Annotated in this window: 16 protein-coding genes, 1 tRNA gene and 3 rRNA genes; 10 read left to right on the top strand and 10 right to left on the bottom strand. The window is 58.7% G+C overall.

The annotated features are described in order from the left end of the window. Positions 1-77 precede the first annotated feature (77 nt). Entirely contained in the window at positions 78-1,067 is a 990-nt protein-coding gene (locus BB347_RS05215; RefSeq protein WP_076581773.1) for a hypothetical protein, read from the top strand. Positions 1,068-1,223: 156 nt separating this feature from the next. Beyond that, positions 1,224-1,418 carry a 30S ribosomal protein S17e gene (locus tag BB347_RS05210; RefSeq protein ID WP_076581772.1) on the top strand — a complete coding sequence of 65 codons (195 nt, stop codon included), beginning with the start codon at positions 1,224-1,226 and terminating at the stop codon, positions 1,416-1,418. Between the two features lie 129 nt (positions 1,419-1,547). On the opposite strand, the gene BB347_RS05205 is transcribed toward BB347_RS05210, so the two are convergent. After that, complete coding sequence (locus BB347_RS05205) at positions 1,548-1,799, bottom strand: hypothetical protein (RefSeq protein WP_076581770.1); 252 nt, start codon at positions 1,797-1,799, stop codon at positions 1,548-1,550. A 250-nt stretch (positions 1,800-2,049) separates the two neighbouring features. Here BB347_RS05205 and asd point away from each other — a divergent pair, with 250 nt between their 5' ends. Together asd and BB347_RS05195 are read left to right on the top strand one after the other, a co-directional pair. Next, positions 2,050-3,084 (top strand): aspartate-semialdehyde dehydrogenase, encoded by a 1,035-nt coding sequence (asd, locus tag BB347_RS05200; protein ID WP_076581769.1) that lies wholly within the window; start codon positions 2,050-2,052, stop codon positions 3,082-3,084. An 86-nt stretch (positions 3,085-3,170) separates the two neighbouring features. After that, positions 3,171-3,602 (top strand): DUF7344 domain-containing protein, encoded by a 432-nt coding sequence (locus BB347_RS05195; protein ID WP_076581767.1) that lies wholly within the window; start codon positions 3,171-3,173, stop codon positions 3,600-3,602. A 59-nt stretch (positions 3,603-3,661) separates the two neighbouring features. On the opposite strand, the gene BB347_RS05190 is transcribed toward BB347_RS05195, so the two are convergent. Further along, entirely contained in the window at positions 3,662-4,093 is a 432-nt protein-coding gene (locus BB347_RS05190; RefSeq protein ID WP_076581766.1) for a universal stress protein, read from the bottom strand. Between the two features lie 153 nt (positions 4,094-4,246). Then, positions 4,247-5,218: a D-2-hydroxyacid dehydrogenase gene (locus BB347_RS05185; protein ID WP_170872005.1), complete on the bottom strand. Its 972-nt coding sequence runs from the start codon at positions 5,216-5,218 to the stop codon at positions 4,247-4,249. Between the two features lie 157 nt (positions 5,219-5,375). Between BB347_RS05185 and BB347_RS05180 the strand changes: the two genes are divergently transcribed. Beyond that, a complete protein-coding gene (locus BB347_RS05180) occupies positions 5,376-6,767 on the top strand; it encodes an NAD(P)/FAD-dependent oxidoreductase (protein ID WP_076581763.1) in 1,392 nt (463 codons plus the stop codon). A gap of 127 nt (positions 6,768-6,894) precedes the next feature. Here the strand turns inward: BB347_RS05180 and BB347_RS05175 are convergent, their stop codons facing one another. Beyond that, complete coding sequence (locus BB347_RS05175) at positions 6,895-7,284, bottom strand: hypothetical protein (RefSeq protein ID WP_076581761.1); 390 nt, start codon at positions 7,282-7,284, stop codon at positions 6,895-6,897. 208 nt (positions 7,285-7,492) lie between these two features. Here BB347_RS05175 and BB347_RS05170 point away from each other — a divergent pair, with 208 nt between their 5' ends. After that, entirely contained in the window at positions 7,493-8,326 is an 834-nt protein-coding gene (locus BB347_RS05170) for a manganese catalase family protein (RefSeq protein ID WP_076581759.1), read from the top strand. Positions 8,327-8,773: 447 nt separating this feature from the next. Here the strand turns inward: BB347_RS05170 and rrf are convergent. The 5 genes from rrf to BB347_RS05145 form a co-directional block, all read right to left on the bottom strand. Beyond that, positions 8,774-8,895 (bottom strand): 5S ribosomal RNA (gene rrf / locus BB347_RS05165). A 124-nt stretch (positions 8,896-9,019) separates the two neighbouring features. Continuing rightward, positions 9,020-11,939, bottom strand: a 23S ribosomal RNA gene (locus BB347_RS05160). A gap of 229 nt (positions 11,940-12,168) precedes the next feature. Next, a tRNA-Ala gene (locus BB347_RS05155) sits at positions 12,169-12,240 on the bottom strand. A 152-nt stretch (positions 12,241-12,392) separates the two neighbouring features. Continuing rightward, positions 12,393-13,866: ribosomal RNA gene (locus BB347_RS05150) — 16S ribosomal RNA — on the bottom strand. Together the 16S, 23S and 5S rRNA genes with 1 tRNA gene alongside form the textbook arrangement of a ribosomal RNA operon. A 678-nt stretch (positions 13,867-14,544) precedes the next feature. Further along, positions 14,545-15,171, bottom strand: coding sequence for a metal-dependent hydrolase (locus tag BB347_RS05145; protein ID WP_076577742.1), 627 nt, complete (start codon positions 15,169-15,171; stop codon positions 14,545-14,547). A 254-nt stretch (positions 15,172-15,425) separates the two neighbouring features. Here BB347_RS05145 and BB347_RS05140 point away from each other — a divergent pair, with 254 nt between their 5' ends. The 4 genes from BB347_RS05140 to BB347_RS05125 all read left to right on the top strand — a co-directional run bounded on the left by BB347_RS05140 (position 15,426) and on the right by BB347_RS05125 (position 17,795). Further along, a complete protein-coding gene (locus BB347_RS05140) occupies positions 15,426-15,647 on the top strand; it encodes a hypothetical protein (protein WP_076577744.1) in 222 nt (73 codons plus the stop codon). 90 nt (positions 15,648-15,737) lie between these two features. Then, positions 15,738-17,018, top strand: coding sequence for a histidinol dehydrogenase (gene hisD, locus BB347_RS05135; protein WP_076577746.1), 1,281 nt, complete (start codon positions 15,738-15,740; stop codon positions 17,016-17,018). A gap of 75 nt (positions 17,019-17,093) precedes the next feature. Further along, the gene (locus BB347_RS05130) at positions 17,094-17,336 is read left to right on the top strand and encodes a hypothetical protein (protein ID WP_076577748.1); all 243 of its coding nucleotides are present in this window, start codon (positions 17,094-17,096) and stop codon (positions 17,334-17,336) included. Positions 17,337-17,420: 84 nt separating this feature from the next. Then, positions 17,421-17,795 (top strand): HesB/IscA family protein, encoded by a 375-nt coding sequence (locus tag BB347_RS05125; RefSeq protein ID WP_076577750.1) that lies wholly within the window; start codon positions 17,421-17,423, stop codon positions 17,793-17,795. 115 nt (positions 17,796-17,910) lie between these two features. Here the strand turns inward: BB347_RS05125 and BB347_RS05120 are convergent, their stop codons facing one another. After that, positions 17,911-18,111 carry a dodecin gene (locus BB347_RS05120; protein WP_076580085.1) on the bottom strand — a complete coding sequence of 67 codons (201 nt, stop codon included), beginning with the start codon at positions 18,109-18,111 and terminating at the stop codon, positions 17,911-17,913. Between the last annotated feature and the right edge of the window lie 7 nt (positions 18,112-18,118).

Genomic DNA, 18,118 nt, shown 5'->3' with positions numbered 1-18,118 from the left:
GCCCCGACCAGCGTCGGTTCCTCTCGAGGCCGACTGTGAATGATTTTAAATAGGAACGAGGGGCCAAGCAGGGCCACATGGTACTCCACTTCAGACAGGCGACACGCATCTACGCGAAAACGCTCCCGTTCGTCCTCCTCAGATTGGGTATCGGCCTCCTCCTCGGCGTTCTCAGTATCCTCTACTTCGGCGGCGTGTTCTACGTCGGCTACCACCTTCTCGAGGGCGGAACGATCTCCGGATGGATCGCAGTCGTCGGCTTACTCGTCGCACTCGGCGCGTTCGCGTGGTTCTGGCGGCTGTTGAGCAGGTACGTCCTCTATCTCGTCAAAGCGGCCCACATCGCCGTCATCGCCCACGTCGTCGAAACCGGTGACGTTCCCGACGATCAGCTTCGATACGGCAAATCACAGGTGAGCGAGCGATTTACGGAAGCGAGCGCCCTCTTTGCCGTCGATCAGGTCATCAAAGCCGTCGTCAAACAGTTCAACGACGCCGTCGTGTCGTTTTCGGGGCTATTTAGCGTCGTTCCTGCACTAAAACAGCTAATCCAATTCGTCGGAAAGGCAATCGCCATCGCTGCCTCCTACATCGACGAAGCGATCATCGCACACATGTTCGTCAGCGACGAGGAGAATCCGTGGCGGTCGGCTCGAGACGGCGTCGTCCTCTATGGCAAACACTGGAAACCCGTCCTCGGTTCCACCATGCTCATCGTCCTCGGCATGTACGCCACCGCGTTCGTCCTCTTGCTCACCCTCACGCCACTCGCAACCGTGTTGAGCGGGCTCTCGACGACGCTCGAGGCGGTGAGCTGGGTCCTCGTTGGTGGCGTGTTTCTCACCATCTACACCGGCTTCCTCAAGCCGTGGGTGAAGACCGTCGTGATTACCACGTTCCTCGTCGAATCTCGAGACACGGAACCGGACAGCGAGACGATGGATCGCATCGCCGGACGCTCGGAGCGATTCCAGGAACTCATCAGCAAGGCTGACGACGACGAGGACGGTCCAACCGAACAGCCGTCCAAACCGGACTCCCACTCCGCCTCCGGCCACGGTGCCTGATTCAACGCGAATTCGGGACGTTCGATCTTCTCAGTAGTCGACGCCGGTCGACTCGAGTGCAAAACGGAACACGGACGGCTCGCTACGGGCAGTCTGGTCTCCAGAGACGAAGAGAAAGAGAAAGGGATTAAGAGCCTCTGGACGGAACCAACTGCTATGGCAATCAAACCGGCCTACGTCAAGAAGACCGGGAACCTCCTCTTGGAACGGTACCCGGAGGCGTTCACGACCGACTTCGAACAGAACAAAGACAGCGTCACCGAACTCACCACCGTCGAGTCCAAAGGGGTCCGTAACCGGATCGCAGGCTACGTCACCCGAAAGAAGAGTTCCCAGACGGCGACGGCGTAAGCGAGTATTTTCCTCGAGTTCGACGACGACGAGCCACGGGAGCCGTCGGTGCGTGGACGAGCGTTTGGACTGCGAAGTTGATGTCTCCAAGTCAGAAGTGAAGCGAACGCTGCGAAGATAGTGGGCGTCTCAGTGGTCGAATCCGGGTTCCATGTACGTTGCGACGACGAGCGAGACGACGCCGAAGAAACTGAGGACCATGAGACCTGCTGCGCCCGAAACCACGTTGAGTTCGGTACCCAGAAGCTCTGCGCCGTCGTACCCGAGCCAGCCGATGGCGAGCGCAACCAGGAAGAACACTCCGGAGAGTGCCGCAGCGCCTGTCTGGAAACGAGTATCGAACGGACCGACGCCGCTCGAGTTAGCGGTCGAACTCGTCACTTGGACCACCCCGCGTTCGATGCGAATCGAACCTGTTGGACGTACATGGGTACTACATTCCACTCGGGTTTCTTAACCTCTTCTATGGCCGCCCACTACCGACGCACTCGTATCGGTCGGTCTGAAAGTCTCTGATCACTATTTGATCTCGAGCTACGACCGTCAACGCCGTTGTACCACCGGTTCGTGACGCCGACACGTGAGACGAAAACCCAAACGGTTTTGCGGACACAACCCCGAGTCCGGGAAAATGGCAGTACGAGTTGGCGTCCTCGGCGCAACCGGTGCCGTTGGACAGCGACTAATTCAGCTTCTCGAACCCCACCCGGAGTTCGAAATCGCCGCATTGACCGCAAGTGACTCGAGCGCTGGCAAGACGTACCGACAGGCCGCGAAGTGGCGTGTCGACAGCCCGATCCCCAGCGACGTCGCCGAGATGACCGTCACCGCGACGGATCCAGACGAGGTTCCAAACGACGTCGACCTGTTGTTCTCCTCGCTCCCCTCGAGCGTCGGTGCCGAAGTCGAACCCGGCTTCTGTGAAGACGGCTACGTCGTCTCTTCGAACTCCTCGAATGGGCGCATGGCCGACGACATTCCACTCGTCATCCCCGAAGTCAACGCCGACCACCTCGACCTCCTCGAGGTCCAGCGAGACGAGCGCGGTTGGGACGGTGCGATGGTCAAGAACCCCAACTGCTCGACGATCACCTTCGTCCCCACGCTCGCCGCTCTGGCAGAGTACGGCCTCGAGAAAGTTCACGTCTCCACCCTGCAGGCCGTCTCCGGCGCGGGCTACGACGGCGTCTCCTCGATGGAGATCATCGACAATGCGATTCCCCACATCGGCAGCGAGGAGGACAAACTCGAGACCGAATCTCGAAAACTGCTCGGATCGTTCGACGGGGCCGAACTCAGCCACAACCAGATGGACGTCTCGGCGTCGTGTAACCGCATCCCGACGATAGACGGTCACCTCGAGAACGTCTGGGTCGAAACCGAAGACGACCTGAGTACCGAAGCGGCTGCATCGGCGATGGAGGCGTACCCGTCGCTCGACCTTCGCTCCTCGCCCGACCCGCTCATCCACGTGTTCGACGAACCGGACCGACCCCAGCCACGAATGGACCGAACGCTCGGCGACGGCATGGCCATTGGCGCAGGCGGCCTGCAGGAAACGCCGTTTGGCCTCCAGTACAACTGCCTCGCCCACAACACGATTCGCGGCGCTGCCGGCGCGAGCGTCCTGAACGGCGAACTCCTCCTCGAGAACGGCCTCATCTAAAGCAGTCAGTTTCCGACACTGACTCTCGAGAGCCACCTGTTCACTTTGGCGGCGTGTACTAGTGTACTCACTCCCAACGACAGGATATGCTTCCCGCAATCTCCGACCCCGAATCGTTGACGCCAATTACGGGGTCCGCTTCGACGGACGCGGCTGCAACCGACAGCAGTTCACGATCGCTGGACGTCCTCGCAAACCGCCGCCGGCACTACGTTCTTCAGTATCTCGAAGAGGCCGACGAACCGATTTCGCTCGAAGAACTGGCAGACCACGTCGCGATCACGGAACACGACGAAGACCGCAGTACGATTGCAGACTACGGCGACGCACTGTTGGGCACTCGCCGTCGCGTCATGCTTTCACTTCGGCACCTTCACATTCCAAAATTAGAAGCCGCCGATGCGGTTGACTTCGATATCGACGCGAACACCGTCACGCCGGGTCCGGCGAGTGAGTCACTACTTGCGCGAGCGGAAACTGTCGAAGCAACGACTGGGAACGAATACAACAACCAGTAATCCCCGAACTCGAGTTCGACGAAGAAACCACAGTACCGTCAAAACTGCACTCGCCTCGCTTAGACGTCAGTCTGGGGCAGTGCAACGACTGGGACCGACGCTTCCTTGACCATTCGTCGGGCAACGTCGCCGGTAAGTAATTCCGCGAGACGATTTCCCGCTCGCGGAACGAACACCACGGCATCGGCGTTCCGGTCCCCTGCTTCGGTGAACACCCGCTCGACGATATCCGTCCCGTAGAGGACCGCCGTTTCGACCGTCGCGTCCGTTTGCTCGAGCGGGGACCGGGTGCGCCTGAAGATGTCTTCGGCGTGTTCCTCGCGCTGTGCGACCGGAGCCTTGTCGATTCCGCCCCCCGATTTTTCGACGACGTTGACGACGATTACCTTACTCGAGGCAGTGAGATGTGGGGCGAGTGACGTCGCCGTCCGTTCCCCGTCGTCCGGATCTGCCGCGGGAACGATAACCGTCCCGTCGAACGAGAGTGTCATCGCACTCTCCCCACTCGATGCAATACGCTCGAATCAACGCTCGAATTCGGTCGAGCAGCCCCGCTCGGTTTTACCATACCTGCTGTACGAACGTCACCGTGAAAAAACTGCAGTCGACACAATTGGGACCGAACGCCGTCGTGACCACGCCAGCTACGAGTCGATCTGATTCTCGAGTTCCGCGTTCGGATCGGCTCGGAACCGACTGGCGTTCTCCGCGACGATATCTGCGAGTCGGTCGTAGTACTTCGGCGTGTGGCCCGCGTTGTGTGGCGTGATCTGGACGTTCGAGAACGTCCACAGCGGATGGGCTTCTGGCAGCGGTTCGGGATCGGTAACGTCGAGTGCTGCCCCGCGTATCCATCCAGACCGAAGGGCCGTGAGCAACGCATCCGTCTCGACGACCGGCCCTCGCGCGACGTTGACGAGAACCGCGTTCGGATCGATCGTCACGAGCGCTTCTCGATCGATAACCCCGCGAGTCGTCTCCGTGAGCGGACACGCGAGAACGAGGTACTCGGTTCGTGCCAGTGCATCTTCGAACTCCTCGTCGTCGAATCCAATCACTTCGTCCGTCGGCCCGCCCTTCTCCGGCGAGTAGCGTACCCCAACAGTTTCGACGCCAAACGCCTCGAGACGCTCGCACACGGCCCGTCCGATCGCACCCAATCCGACGATTGTCACCGTCGAGTCCTGCAATTCGTGGGTCTTGTAGTGACGCCACTCTCGACGTTCCTGTCGACGAGCCCCAACGTGGAAGCGACGCGCGAATCGAAGGATCGCACCGAGGACGTGTTCGCCGATGTTCGGCCCGTGTACACCCGACGCGTTCGTGACCGTCACGTCCCGCTCGTCGAGCTCCGTGAGCGGAAGATGGCCAGTCCCCGCGTACGCACACCCGAACACCTCGAGCGAGCGTGCGTGCTCGAGTAACTCCTCGTCGAGCATCATTCCGGTGACGAATCGAGCATCCTCGATCAAGTCACGTTCTGCGGTGGGTGTCCGGGCAAGGGTTACGTCCCACTCCGGAAGCCGCGTGCGGAGCGCATCCGCGTACGATTCGATCGGCATTCCGTGTGCGCCCCGACGAAGGACGAGGAGTTCGGCCGTGTCTGACTCGCTCATACTCGGTGCCTCGGTCGGCCGAATCAAAAACGTTCGTCTCCCAGACCTCCTACTCCGTACTCGAGTTTGCTCCCCCTCGACCAGCAATCTCGAGCGGCCTTGGTCTCTGATACGAAATTCACGCAGTTTAATACGGGCGACTGAGTCCAAACGGAGTATGGAACGCGTTGACGTCGCGATCGTCGGTGGCGGCCCCGCGGGCGCATCCGCAGCCGAACGGGCCGCTGCCCACGGCGCCGAGACGGTCCTTTTCGAGCAAGGCGTCCCGCGGGAAGACCGCGACGAGCTCGGTCCCGACTCGACCGACGCCGCCGGGATGCTCGACTACTGGATCGACATCATGGATTTCGAGTACGAAGAGATCCCCGACCACATCGTACACCGAGAACTCGAGGCGACCGAATTCGTCGGTCCCGACAGTTCCCTCGAGATGACGACGACCGGGATCGACGCCAGTTACTCGAAATTCGGATACACCTTCCACCGTGCACGGATGGACGACTGGCTCTACGAACGCGCCGAGGACGCCGGTGCCGACCTCCGGGTTGGAACGAGCGTCAAAGACCTCGAAACCGACCTCCGCGCCACGAGTTCAGAGGGGCCAACGCACACGCTCACCCTCTCGAGTGGCGAGCAACTCGACGCACAGTACGTCGTTCTCGCCGACGGTCCCCAGCGTCGGATCACGCTCGACGCCCTCGATCAGTTTACGACGCCGGGACGCTCCATTTCCGAGTTGCTCTCACCCCCCGAAGCGAATCATATCGCTTACCAGGAGTACCGAGAGTTTCCCGACGAACTCTTCGCAGAGTTCGAAGACACCCTCAAATTCTGGTGGGGGTACATGCCCGGCGAAACCGCTTATCCGTGGGTATTCCCCAACGACGGCACGGTCGCACGCGTCGGTCTCACGATGCCCATCGGCATGACACTCGAGGACGTCGAGAATCCTGGCTCCTACAAACTCCTCGAGCCAACCGACGACCAACTCCCCACCGGCTCTGAGTACATCGAACGCCTGCTCGAACTCGAGTACGGTGACGAGTACGACATCGAGGAGGACATTCCGATCGTCGAAGACCGCGGGAAATCGAAGGGGACCGAAACCTACCCCATCTCCTCGACCCGTCCGATCGAGTCACCCGTCGGCGCGAACATTGCCGTCGCTGGCGGCGCAATGGGAACGACCTCCGCGTTCCACGAAGGTGGATACCACGTGGCCGTCCGAACCGGGAAAATCGCCGGCCGACTCGCCGCGACCGACTCACTCGAGCACTACAACGACATCTGGAAGCGCGCAATCGGTGAGGAAATCCTTCGAAACGTCGCGTTCGCCGACATCGTCAAAGACTACGGCCCCGACGACTGGGACTGGGCATTCGACACTGTCACCAAAATGCAAGGCGACAATGGGTCGAAGGCCCTCATCAGCAACCGCTACTCCGCTGGTGTGAGCGCCTCGAAGATACTCCTCCTCTACAAGAAGAAAAAGTTCGAGTACCGCAACGGCAACTACGTGCAACTTCGGGAAGACGACTACGTCTACTAACCAGATCGGAACGACGAACACGCGCTTTTTCGACGTGTTCCGAATCACCTCGCCGAGACCAACTCACACGGAATACAGTCCGCTCCGACGAGAGTCGATAGTCATAGACAGACACACACCCGACGCGTTACATGCTGGAGTCAACCGAGTGATCAGTAACGTCCTCGAGATCAACGGTAACGAAACTGCGTTTCGTCCCGGACGGCGACCCGTGTATCCGACCAACTGAGACGTCTGCTCCAACCTCGAAGGGACCGTCGTCGTTTCCATCGCCGCGATGTATTTCGGCGACTCCATCAGTAGTATCGACGAACAGATACACCTGATACGACGGTGTGGACTGATAAGACAGTACGTAGGTTCGATACGCCCCCTCGAGACTCCGTGGATGCCACTCGAGAGCGTCAGTAATTGTCCCCCGTCCACCGGGAACGCACTGATACGGAAACATCACACCTCGCGTCGGTTCCGCCGTTTCAGACACTTCATCGGGCGTCTCGACCGTCGCACTACCCATACCACTCGATACCGAGAAACCGATTGTCGAGAGGAGTCCATATTTCAACACTCTGCGCCGTGACGGTGGCCCAATTACCTCCTGTTGCATACAGCACCTCCACCAGCAATACTGGGATAGTGCTTCGCCATGACCTTACAACGCCTCTCCCCCGACAGAGCAGAGGCAAGTACCACCATTACCCACCTCGCTGCAGTGACTTTACTGGATGTTCTTTCACGAACCAGAACTGCAATTCGAAGTCACCGTCGACGAACCGGATCCGCACTTCGCAAAACTCCTCCAACAGGCTATCGGCGGTGCCGAAGGAGAGATTCGCGTCGCAATGCAATACATGTTCCAAGCTTGGGCGCTCCCGCCAGAACACGAACAGTTTAGAAACCTCTTGCTCGAGACCGCAACTGAAGAACTCGGTCACATCGAAATGCTCGCGAGCGCCGTCACAGAACACCTTCGGGGCGCACCCGACGACCTCCTCGAAGAGGCATACGAAGCCAGAGAACACGCTGCCATGGCCGCATCGATGACCGGTCAGACACCACGTCACCTGTTATCCGCCGGACAGTCGGCTATGCCAATCGACAGCAACGGCGTCCCGTTCGACGCCGGGACCATCGTCGCCTCCGGAAACCTCGCAGCCGACCTCTACGCGAACGTTATGGCTGAATCGACTGGCAGACTGCTCGCGACACGGCTGTACGAACTCACCGACGATCCCGGCATGGAGGAAATGCTCTCCTACCTCATCGCCCGCGATACGATGCACCAAAATCAATGGCTCGAAGCACTCGAGGCCCTCGACGACCCAGTTCCCGTACCAGCGAGTTTCCCACAGGAGGAAGAAAATCAGGACTACAACTACACGTTCATCTCCACCCGCCGCGAGCCACAGCCTGACCCTGGACTTCCCTGGACGGAAGGCGACTCGCCAGATAGCAACGGTCAATTCACGTACGTTCCAGAGCAGCCGGGTGATGGCGAGGTCGTTGCTCCAGAACCGGCACCGCAAACGTACAACGATCCCGACGAGCGCGAAGAATAACGCATTACCGCGTCCACTCGACGCGCGCAGCAAGGGTTAAACGGTGGAAGACGTTAGTACGACTGCGTGCCTTTAGTCCCCGTCCGAGTCTACCCATTCGGGTGCGATGACAGTACGGCGAACCCGGGCACGCGATACACTCGGTGGGCAGTGCCCACCCGCTGAGGAGAATTGTTACTCCTCCGCCCGGCACGAGGGTTAGCCAGCTGACGCGGCATGCCGCCACGGGATGAGGCTGGACGTTAGTGTTCCGGGTGACACTCTTTAACATTCAAGAGTGACTACCGAATTGGTAGTCGAATCAGCCACCGTTTCTCCGTGTGTATTCGATTCGCGAACGAACTGTGTATCCACTCTCGAGAGTGATTTCACAGAGCAACAGCACCGTTGCTCTGCAATACATGAAAAAAGCCGACCCCCGCGAAGGAGTCGGCTTTGAAGTATGAGTGAAGGCGGCGAATCGGGGATCCCAGAGGCTCGCGCACTCCAGTACGTGCCGATACGCAGACGAGCTTATCTTCCGTGTTCGGGATGGGTACGGGAGGCACCTCGTCGCTCTGGCCGCCGTAACGCCGATCGACGGACTCGAACCGTCGCTAAACCGTAATCGGTGGTCTCCGACCGTGTGTATGTGTAGTCCAGTTTGCGTCCGGACCCGTTCACCGCGTCACGGATCCAATGCGATAATGTATGACTGTGTGGCTCGATCGATTAGTGCTCGCGGGCTCAACGCCTCGTTGCCTTGGCGCGTACACCCCGAGTCTATCGAACTCGTCTTCTACGAGTGATCTCAGTGGTATCTCTTTTCCAGGTGGGTTTCGAGCTTAGATGCGTTCAGCTCTTACCCCGTGGTGCGTCGCTGCCCAGCACGTGCCCTCTCGGACAGCTGGTACACGAGTGGCACCCATTCGTAGTTCCTCTCGTACTATACGAACGTTCCCGTCAGATACCGTAACACCCCCAATAGATAGCAGCCGACCTGTCTCACGACGGTCTAAACCCAGCTCACGACCTCCTTTAATAGGCGAACAACCTCACCCTTGCCTGCTTCTGCACAGGCAGGATGGAGGGAACCGACATCGAGGTAGCAAGCCACCCGGTCGATATGTGCTCTTGCGGGTGACGACTCTGTTATCCCTAAGGTAGCTTTTCTGTCAGCAATTGGCCGCATCAAGCAGCCTAATTGGTTCGCTAGACCACGCTTTCGCGTCAGCGTCCGTCGTTGTGCCGGACACTGTCAGACTTCCGTATGCTCTTGCGCTCTTTCCCGCGTCTCCGACGCGGGTGAGGAAATCTTGGGGCGCGCTCGATATCTTTTCAAGCGCGTACCGCCCCAGTCAAACTGCCCGGCTACCAGTGTCCTCCGCCAGGAGTGAGAGTCGCAGTCACCATCGGGTAGTATTTCAATGCTGGCTCGGTGAGCCGCTAGCGCGGCTACCTGTGTAACGCCTCCTACCTATGCTGCACAATGGCGACCACGTCTCAGTGACAGCCTGCAGTAAAGCTCTATAGGGTCTTCGCTTCCCCTTGGGGGTCTCCAGACTCCGCACTGGAACGTACAGTTCACCGGGCCCAACGTTGGGACAGTGGCGCTCTCGTTGATCCATTCATGCAAGCCGCTACTGAAGCGGCAAGGTACTACGCTACCTTAAGAGGGTCATAGTTACCCCCGCCGTTAACGGGTCCTTCGTCCCCTTGTAAGGGGTGTTCAGATACCCGCACTGGGCAGGATTCAGTGACCGTACGAGTCCTTGCGGATTTGCGGTCACCTATGTTGTTACTAGACAGTCGGAGCGCCCGAGTCACTGCGACCTGCCTCTTTCCGAGGCAGGCATCCCTTATTGCGAACGTACGGGACTAACTTGCCGAATTCCCTAACGTCGGTTATTCCCGACAGACCTTGGCTTTCGCTGCCACGAGTACCTGTGTCGGATCTCGGTACGGACTGTGTGCTTACCTTTTCACGGGCTCTAGGTTGACCTCTCTTTCGCTATCCAGCCATTCGATCGCTTCCTGCCATTACGGCTTCCACGATCTTCGACTGTTCGACCGGGCGAAAACCCGGTAGAGGCGGCCCCAAAGCGTCGGCTTTGAGTGCACACTGGCGTAGGAATATTAACCTACTTCCCTGTTGTCAGCTTCGACTTACGGGCTGACTTAGGACCGGCTAACCCTCAGCTGATCAGCATTGCTGAGGAACCCTTACTCGTTTGGCCGTCGAGGATCTCACCCGACTCACGCTGCTACTATGACCAGAATTTTCGTTACTGCACGGTCCACACGACCTCTCGGCCGTGCTTCCGCCCGAACAGTACGCCAACCTACAGGATCACTCCGTCAAGAGTGCCGCTAGGTCTCGGTGGTGGACTTGAGCCCCGATCATTTTGGGCGCCTCAAACCTCGGCCGGTAAGCTGTTACGCTTTTCTTAGAGGGTAGCTGCTTCTAAGCTCACCTCCCGGCTGTCTAGGGCTTGAGACCACCTTCGATCGCACTTAGTCCACACTTGGGGACCTTAACCCAGCTCTGGGTTGTCTCCCTCACGGTACACAGGCTTACCCCGCGCACCGGACTCCCTGCGTCAAACGACGTTCGTAGGTTCGGAGTTGGACAGGGGGGCACACTCCTCTCGGAGTGCGATCCCCCAATCCGTTGCTCTACCCCACGAACTATCTCGGCAGAGGTCATGCTTCGACATGTTTCGGTTGGAACCAGCTGTTTCCGGACTCGATGGGCCTTTCACCCCTAGACATAGGTCACGCGAGGGTATTGTAGGACACCAACGCTAACAGGCCTCCACGTGGCTTTCGCCACGCTTCACCTTGCCCATGCCTAGATCGTCCGGTTTCGGGTCGTGCCCGATTGACTCCCCGCGCTTGAACACGGCGGCCCTTGTGCAAAGCACTGCGGCCATGTCGGTTTCCCTACGCCTTCCCCGATACCCGGGTTAGACTCGTCAATCAGGCACACTCTCTGGTTCGTTTTTCAAAACGTACGACGGAACACCGGCTTCCCGTGATGCTTACTACAGGTTCGCACCTGATTCATTACTCACAGGACCTTGTGTGCCCCGTCGCTCTATCGCCAACTGATTTCACGCCCTATTGCACCTCCCTTCTGGGGGTACTTTTCAGCGTTCGTTCACACTACTTGTTCGCTATCGGTCTTGAGGAGTGTTTAGTCTTCCCAGTCGATGCCTGGGATATTCACGAGGGATATCCAACCCCCGATACTCTGGAGCTGACTCGTCTCATACTAATCTACACTACGGGACTGTCACCCTGTCTCGTGCTCTATTCCAAGAGACTTCCTGCAGATCTTCTGAAAGTGATCGTCAGTCCGAACACCACATTGCCCGAAGGCTTCGGTTTGGACTACATCGCGTTCCTTCGCCAGTACTAACGACATCACATTACGTTTTCTTTTCCTGCCGATACTGAGATGTTTCAGTTCTCGGCGTTCCCCATTGCGCGAAGCAATTGCGGTGGGGATTCCCATTCGGAAATCCTGAGTTCTTTCCCTCCGTGCGGGTCCCTCAGGCTTATCGCAGCTTGGCACGTCCGTCTTCAGCTCTCAAGCCGAGCGATCCACCAGCTGGCACAGTAGCCACGTTCATCGGATCGGGATTACATCAAAGATGTAATCGTTAAGTGACCCGGGAACGGGTCCAGTGGACGCCTGGACTACACGTACACACGGTCTCATCTGCACGCCGGTAGACGGCCGGCCTGCATTGACCCTTCCCAGCCACACTTGCGCGGGCTGGTGCATCGGTTCTGCTTCGGATTCAATCCTCGGGCCGTCTCCCACTTAAGAGACACGATCCGTGATTGACTCCGAGTCATGGACCCACAGGGATTCGAACCCTGGGCATCCTCCTTGCAAAGGAGGCACTCTACCACTGAGCTATGGGCCCACGTCCACCACTCGATGGTGGACACGAGATGACTGTTAGCCTTGGTAGTTCTGAGGTGCTCGATCGGCCTAACGGTGGGCGATCGAACGTGAACTGCGTGACGGATAACCGTCACGACTTCTGGGCTGGGGCAACGCCCCAGTCCCGGTCTGTGGAGGTGATCCAGCCGCAGATTCCCCTACGGCTACCTTGTTACGACTTAAGCCCCCTTGCGAAGCCCAGATTCGACCCCCGTACAGGGGCCTCATCCGGACCTCACTCGGGTGCTTTGACGGGCGGTGTGTGCAAGGAGCAGGGACGTATTCACCGCGCCCTTCTGAGGCGCGATTACTACCGAATCCAGCTTCATGAGGGCGAGTTTCAGCCCTCAATCCGAACTACGACCACGTTTCGGAGATTAGCGCCCCCTTTCGGGGTTGCATCCCACTGTCGTGGCCATTGTAGCCCGCGTGTCGCCCAGCACATTCGGGGCATACTGACCTACCGTTGCCCGTTCCTTCCTCCAGTTTGGCACTGGCAGTCCTCCTAATGTACCCAACCACCACAAGGGTGTTGCTGGCAATTAGGAGTGCGGGTCTCGCTCGTTGCCTGACTTAACAGGACGCCTCACGGTACGAGCTGACGGCGGCCATGCACCTCCTCTCAACGGCTCCAGTAAGCTCATCACACTGACCTTCACGGCACGTTGTCGATGCTGGTGAGATGTCCGGCGTTGAGTCCAATTAAACCGCAGGCTCCTCCGGTTGTAGTGCTCCCCCGCCAATTCCTTTAAGTTTCATCCTTGCGGACGTACTTCCCAGGCGGTCTGCTTCACGGCTTCCCTACGGCACAACACTGGCTCGTAGCCAGTGTCACACCTAGCAGACATCGTTTACAGCTCGGACTACCCGGGTATCTAATCCGGTTCGTGACCCGAGCTTTCGTCCCTCACCGTCGGATCCGTCCTTCCAGAGCGCTTTCGCCACCGGCGGTCCGTCCAGGATTACGGGATTTCACTCCTACCCCAGACGTACCCTCTGGATCTTCCGGTCCCAAGCCACACAGTTTCCACCGGACGCCTGCGCGTTAAGCACGCAGATTTCCCGATAGACTTGTGCGGCCAGCTACGGACGCTTTAGGCCCAATAATAGCGGTCATCACTCGTGCTGCCGGTATTACCGCGGCGGCTGGCACCGGTCTTGCCCAGCACTTATTCCACCACCACCTTACGGTGGTGAAAAGCGAGGACTATATGCCCTCGCACTCGGAGTCCCCTTATCGCACTCGCGTGCAGTGTAAAGGTTTCGCGCCTGCTGCGCCCCGTAGGGCCCGGTATCTTGTCTCAGATACCGTCTCCGGGCTCTTGCTCTCACAACCCGTACCGATTATCGGCACGGTGGGCCGTTACCCCACCGTCTACCTAATCGGCCGCAGCCACATCCTATGGCGCCTGAACGTTTCGCGCTCGCGCCACTTCCAGGCAGCGAGCGGTATTCCGCATTAGCCTCAGTTTCCCGAGGTTATTCGGATCCATAGGGTAGTTTGGCCACGTGTTACTGAGCTATCTGCTACGAGTCTGAACTCGTGCAACTAGCATGGCTAAATCGGACTCCAATAGCAATGACCTCCGGCAGGATCAACCGGAATGCTATATCTAACTCCCAGCCCCAATGGGCTGGGAGGGCTAAATTTGGCGGTGAATGTCGTATCCAAGATACACACTCACACATGGGTCCACGTTCGATGTCCCCCAGATCGTCGACCGATCAAGCGACACCGAACTACCAAGGCTAACATCAAATCCCATCTATACGGCGGACCGCAGGGGTAGGATTCTCATTTCCTTCGGATCTACTCCTAAGCCATCCGAGGTACATAACCCCTTCGAACCGGAGCGATCCGATCCGACGAGACGTCAAGCGCCTCGCCGATCACGTTAGTATCCAAACGACCTCGTACATATAAGGGCGTCGGATCAAATCCACCGTCGGAAACCACATCCAACGGAGGATTCCGCGTATACAATAATAGACGACGACCACATATAAGGGCGTCGTCTCCGACGTCGATCGTCGAAGTGTATCACGGAGAATCCGAACTCCCATCCGACGCTTCGGAGCGATCCGTATCGTCAAGACGAGGGCGGGATACTATACCTACCTCCGTGCCGGGAAACGGCCGGAGGGGACGCGACGAAGTACGCCACGTCGTTCGCATTACTTTCGAAAGTCGGGTGTACACATAAGGCCGTCGTCTCGAGTCGCGTCTGGCCCACGTTAGGCAGTGCCGTTAGGTAATCCGAATCAGTGTATCCGTACGGTATCGTTACTTCCGTTCAGATGGAGTCTCGGTCGGGGTTTCGGGTGAAACGAGAGTACGAACGAATCGAAAACTTCCGACGAGAACCTCCCGAAGGACCGGTGCACCATCGTAGAGCCAGAGTAATGCGGCACTAGAAGCCATCCCAATCTGGATCCACATGTATGTCGAGAGGTCGCCCGCGAGCAATTCCGCCTGATACTGGGAGAACAGTTGGAAGAACTGCTCGAGGAAGTTCCGGCTGTGGCCGTGTGAGCCAGTTGTCTCGACGGGCCAAAACATCAGTTCGGGTTGATAGACCCCTTCGCGGACGTACGCGTCGACGACATCGGACGGGAGGTGAAGGAGATACCCGAGGCCAAACGCGAGGCCAGTCCGCGGGCGGCCGAGCGAGTGCGCAACGATTCCGACGAAGAGAGACAGGGCCACCGCGAAAAAGATCGAGTGGCCGAGCGCGTACCCACTGTCGAAGATGCCGTACTCCCAGGCGAGTGGTTTATCGATGAGATCCGGGAGGACAGAAGCGAAGACGACGGCGAACGCCTCGAGTCCGCCGGGAGAATCGCGATAGACCGTGTGACAGAACAGCGAGTAGGCGAGATATCCAACGATAGCGTGTTCCCATGGCCACATACGTTGGGCGTACGGTGGACGATGGATAGTTATGGAGCACCTGTATTCACTTTCGGTCGGGAATTCGCGTTCGTTGTGGAGTTCGCACCGAGCCCAGGACGGAGATGTTGGCGCTCGACAGTGACGGTGCGAGAGCCCGGTGAATCGTACGGGTCGAATAGAAAGTACGGAAGATGGAGGTGGAAGCGTAAGGTGCCAGCGTGCGAGAGTCGGCGACCGATACGATTTAGCGGCGAGCGAGCGATAAGTGAGACATGGACCGAGAGGGATTCGTCAAGCTCGCCGTAATCGGGATCGGACTCGTCATCTTGAGCTTTTTCGTTCGTGGGTTCAGCCAGCTCGCGCTCGGTCGGGGTATCGCTGAGATGCTACAAGCACCGTTCGCGCTCGTTGGGTTTTGCATCGTCGTCTATTTATTCATCAGGGCGACGCTTGACGCCGTCGGGATCTGGGAAGTCGAAAATCCGGACGCGTAATCGTTCCCGAAGTGGATTCTGTGTAACTCGCCTCGAGCGAGACGTCACCGGAAGGAAACCGTTTTTCGCACACCGACCGAATGCGTGGGTATGACAGCACTTGTGCGGTCACTTGCCGACCTCGGTCCGGCAGACCGTAATGCGTTTTTCGAGCGGGACGCCGGAATCGAGGCGATCAGCGGTGACGTGGAAGCGATCGTCTCTCGCGTGCGCGAGGAAGGCGACGTTGCCGTCCGGGAGTTCACGAGCGAGTTCGACGACGTCGAACTCGGAAACATCGAAATAACTGACGCGTGCGAGCGCGCGTACGATGGACTCGAGCCAGATCTTCGAGAGGCAATCGAAACGGCCGCGAGTAACGTGAGAGCGTTCCACGAAACCCAGTTACCAGCGGACTGGCGAGAAGAAGCGAGTCCTGGTCGAGAGCTTGGGCGTCGGTTCCGACCGATCGATCGCGTCGGTGTCTACGTGCCCGGTGGATCCGCTGCGTATCCCTCGAGTGCGATCATGGGCGTGGTTCCGGCGGTCGTCGCCGGTGTCGAACACGTTGCTGTCGTCACGCCCCCAGCCGATGAACTCAACCCCGTGACGCTGGCAGCGATCCACGTCGCAGGCGCAGATGCAGTGTACAGCGTCGGTGGCGCGCAGGCAATCGCCGGTCTCGCTTACGGGACGGAATCCATCACGCGCGTACAGAAAATCGTTGGCCCGGGGAACAAGTGGGTCACGGCGGCGAAAGCCGTGGTACGCGGTGACGTCGAAATCGACTTCCTCGCTGGACCGAGCGAGATCGTCGTCGTCGCAGACGAGACGGCAGATCCCGAACTCGTCGCCGCGGAACTAGTCGCACAGGCCGAACACGACCCGAACGCCTCCGTCGTCGCAGTCACAGCCGACGAAGACCTCGCTACTGCAATTCAGACTGCAGTCGACGAGCAGGCTAGCGCGCGCGAGCGCGAGGATGTAATTCGAGACGCCCTCGAGAACGACGCCAGTGGTATCCTCGTGGCCAGATCGATGAGCGAGGCGATTCTCTTTACCGAGGAGTACGCCCCCGAACACCTCTCGATTATGGCTGACGACGACGAGGCAGTCCTCGAGCGAATCGACAGCGCGGGGAGCGTCTTTCTCGGACCGAACACACCGGTCGCTGCAGGAGATTACGCGAGCGGGACGAACCACGTCCTCCCGACGAACGGCGGCGCGCGCGTGACGGGCGGGCTTTCGACCGAGACCTTCCTCCGGTCGACGACGGTCCAACGACTCTCTCGAGAGGGACTTACGGATATCAGCGAGACGGTTACGACCCTCGCAGCGGCAGAAGGGCTCGAGGCTCACGCGGAGAGCGTCCGAAAGCGACTCGAGGAGTAAGCAAATCGCCTCGAGTGAAACGGGGTGTGATTGTAACCTAGTTTTAGGGTCGTCGAGGTAGTAGGTAACTGCATAATGCCACGGCAGAAGTGTGAAAACGAGCCAGTGGTCGATCCAACCGATAGACGGGTGCTCGAGCGAAATTACGATTACGCACAGAAGAACGTGCGACTCCTCTCGATGTGGTACGAGTGTGAGCCAAAACGAATGCTCGAGTTGCTAGCAGAGTACGACATTGAGCTGTCCCGAAACGACAAACGTCAGTTCGGTCCGTACTACCAATCGGTACAGCAATGGGCGAACACGTACGGCGAGTAACGTCGAGTACCTCGAATCGATTGCTGAGCGTGTCGGGCCGAGAATGGCGTCACAGTTAACATCGTTGCGACAGAAGGGATACGCATGAGCACGGACAGCATGGAAGGTGCCAATGCGAAGACACACCCGGAGATCGAAGTTACGGAGATTGCAGCCGAACAGGCGCTGTCGCTACTCGACAGTGAGGGTCTCGACGCGACCGAAGCCGGACTCCGCCTCTTCGTCCAGCAGGGTGGGTGTGCTGGCCTCTCCTACGGGATGCGTTTCGACGACTCACCGGACGACGACGATACGATCTACAACCATCACGACCTTCGGGTCTTCGTCGACCCGGCTAGCCTGAAATACATCGAGGGAAGTATCCTCGACTACGAAAGTGGCCTCCAGGCAGAAGGGTTCCACGTCGAGAACCCGAACGTCGTCAGCGAGTGTGGCTGTGGAGAGTCGTTCCGAACGTAACGACGACGGCCACCTCCCGTCCGTTCTTCTGGATACATTTTCGGCACCGATTCTCGAGACGACGAGTGGCCGCGCAAAACTGCGCTCTCGAAACGGAAGGAAACGGAGTGAGTGCTCACTCCTCGAGTCTGAACGCGACGGTCACTTCCGCTTGATACTCGCGGTCGTCCGCACTCGCGACTTCGACGCCGAGTTCGTCGACTTCGACCCAGTGGACGTTCTCGAGCGTCTCTTCGGCGCGGGTGATCGCGTCGTCGGCTGCGTCGTCGAAGCTTTCGGTGCTGGTTCCGATCAGGGTAATTTTCTTAAAGACCATCGCCTGT

The organism is Natronorubrum daqingense (assembly GCF_001971705.1).
GTDB lineage: Archaea > Halobacteriota > Halobacteria > Halobacteriales > Natrialbaceae > Natronorubrum > Natronorubrum daqingense.
The sequence above is the reverse complement of the archived record's forward strand: the minus strand, read 5'-3'. Positions and strand labels throughout refer to the sequence as shown.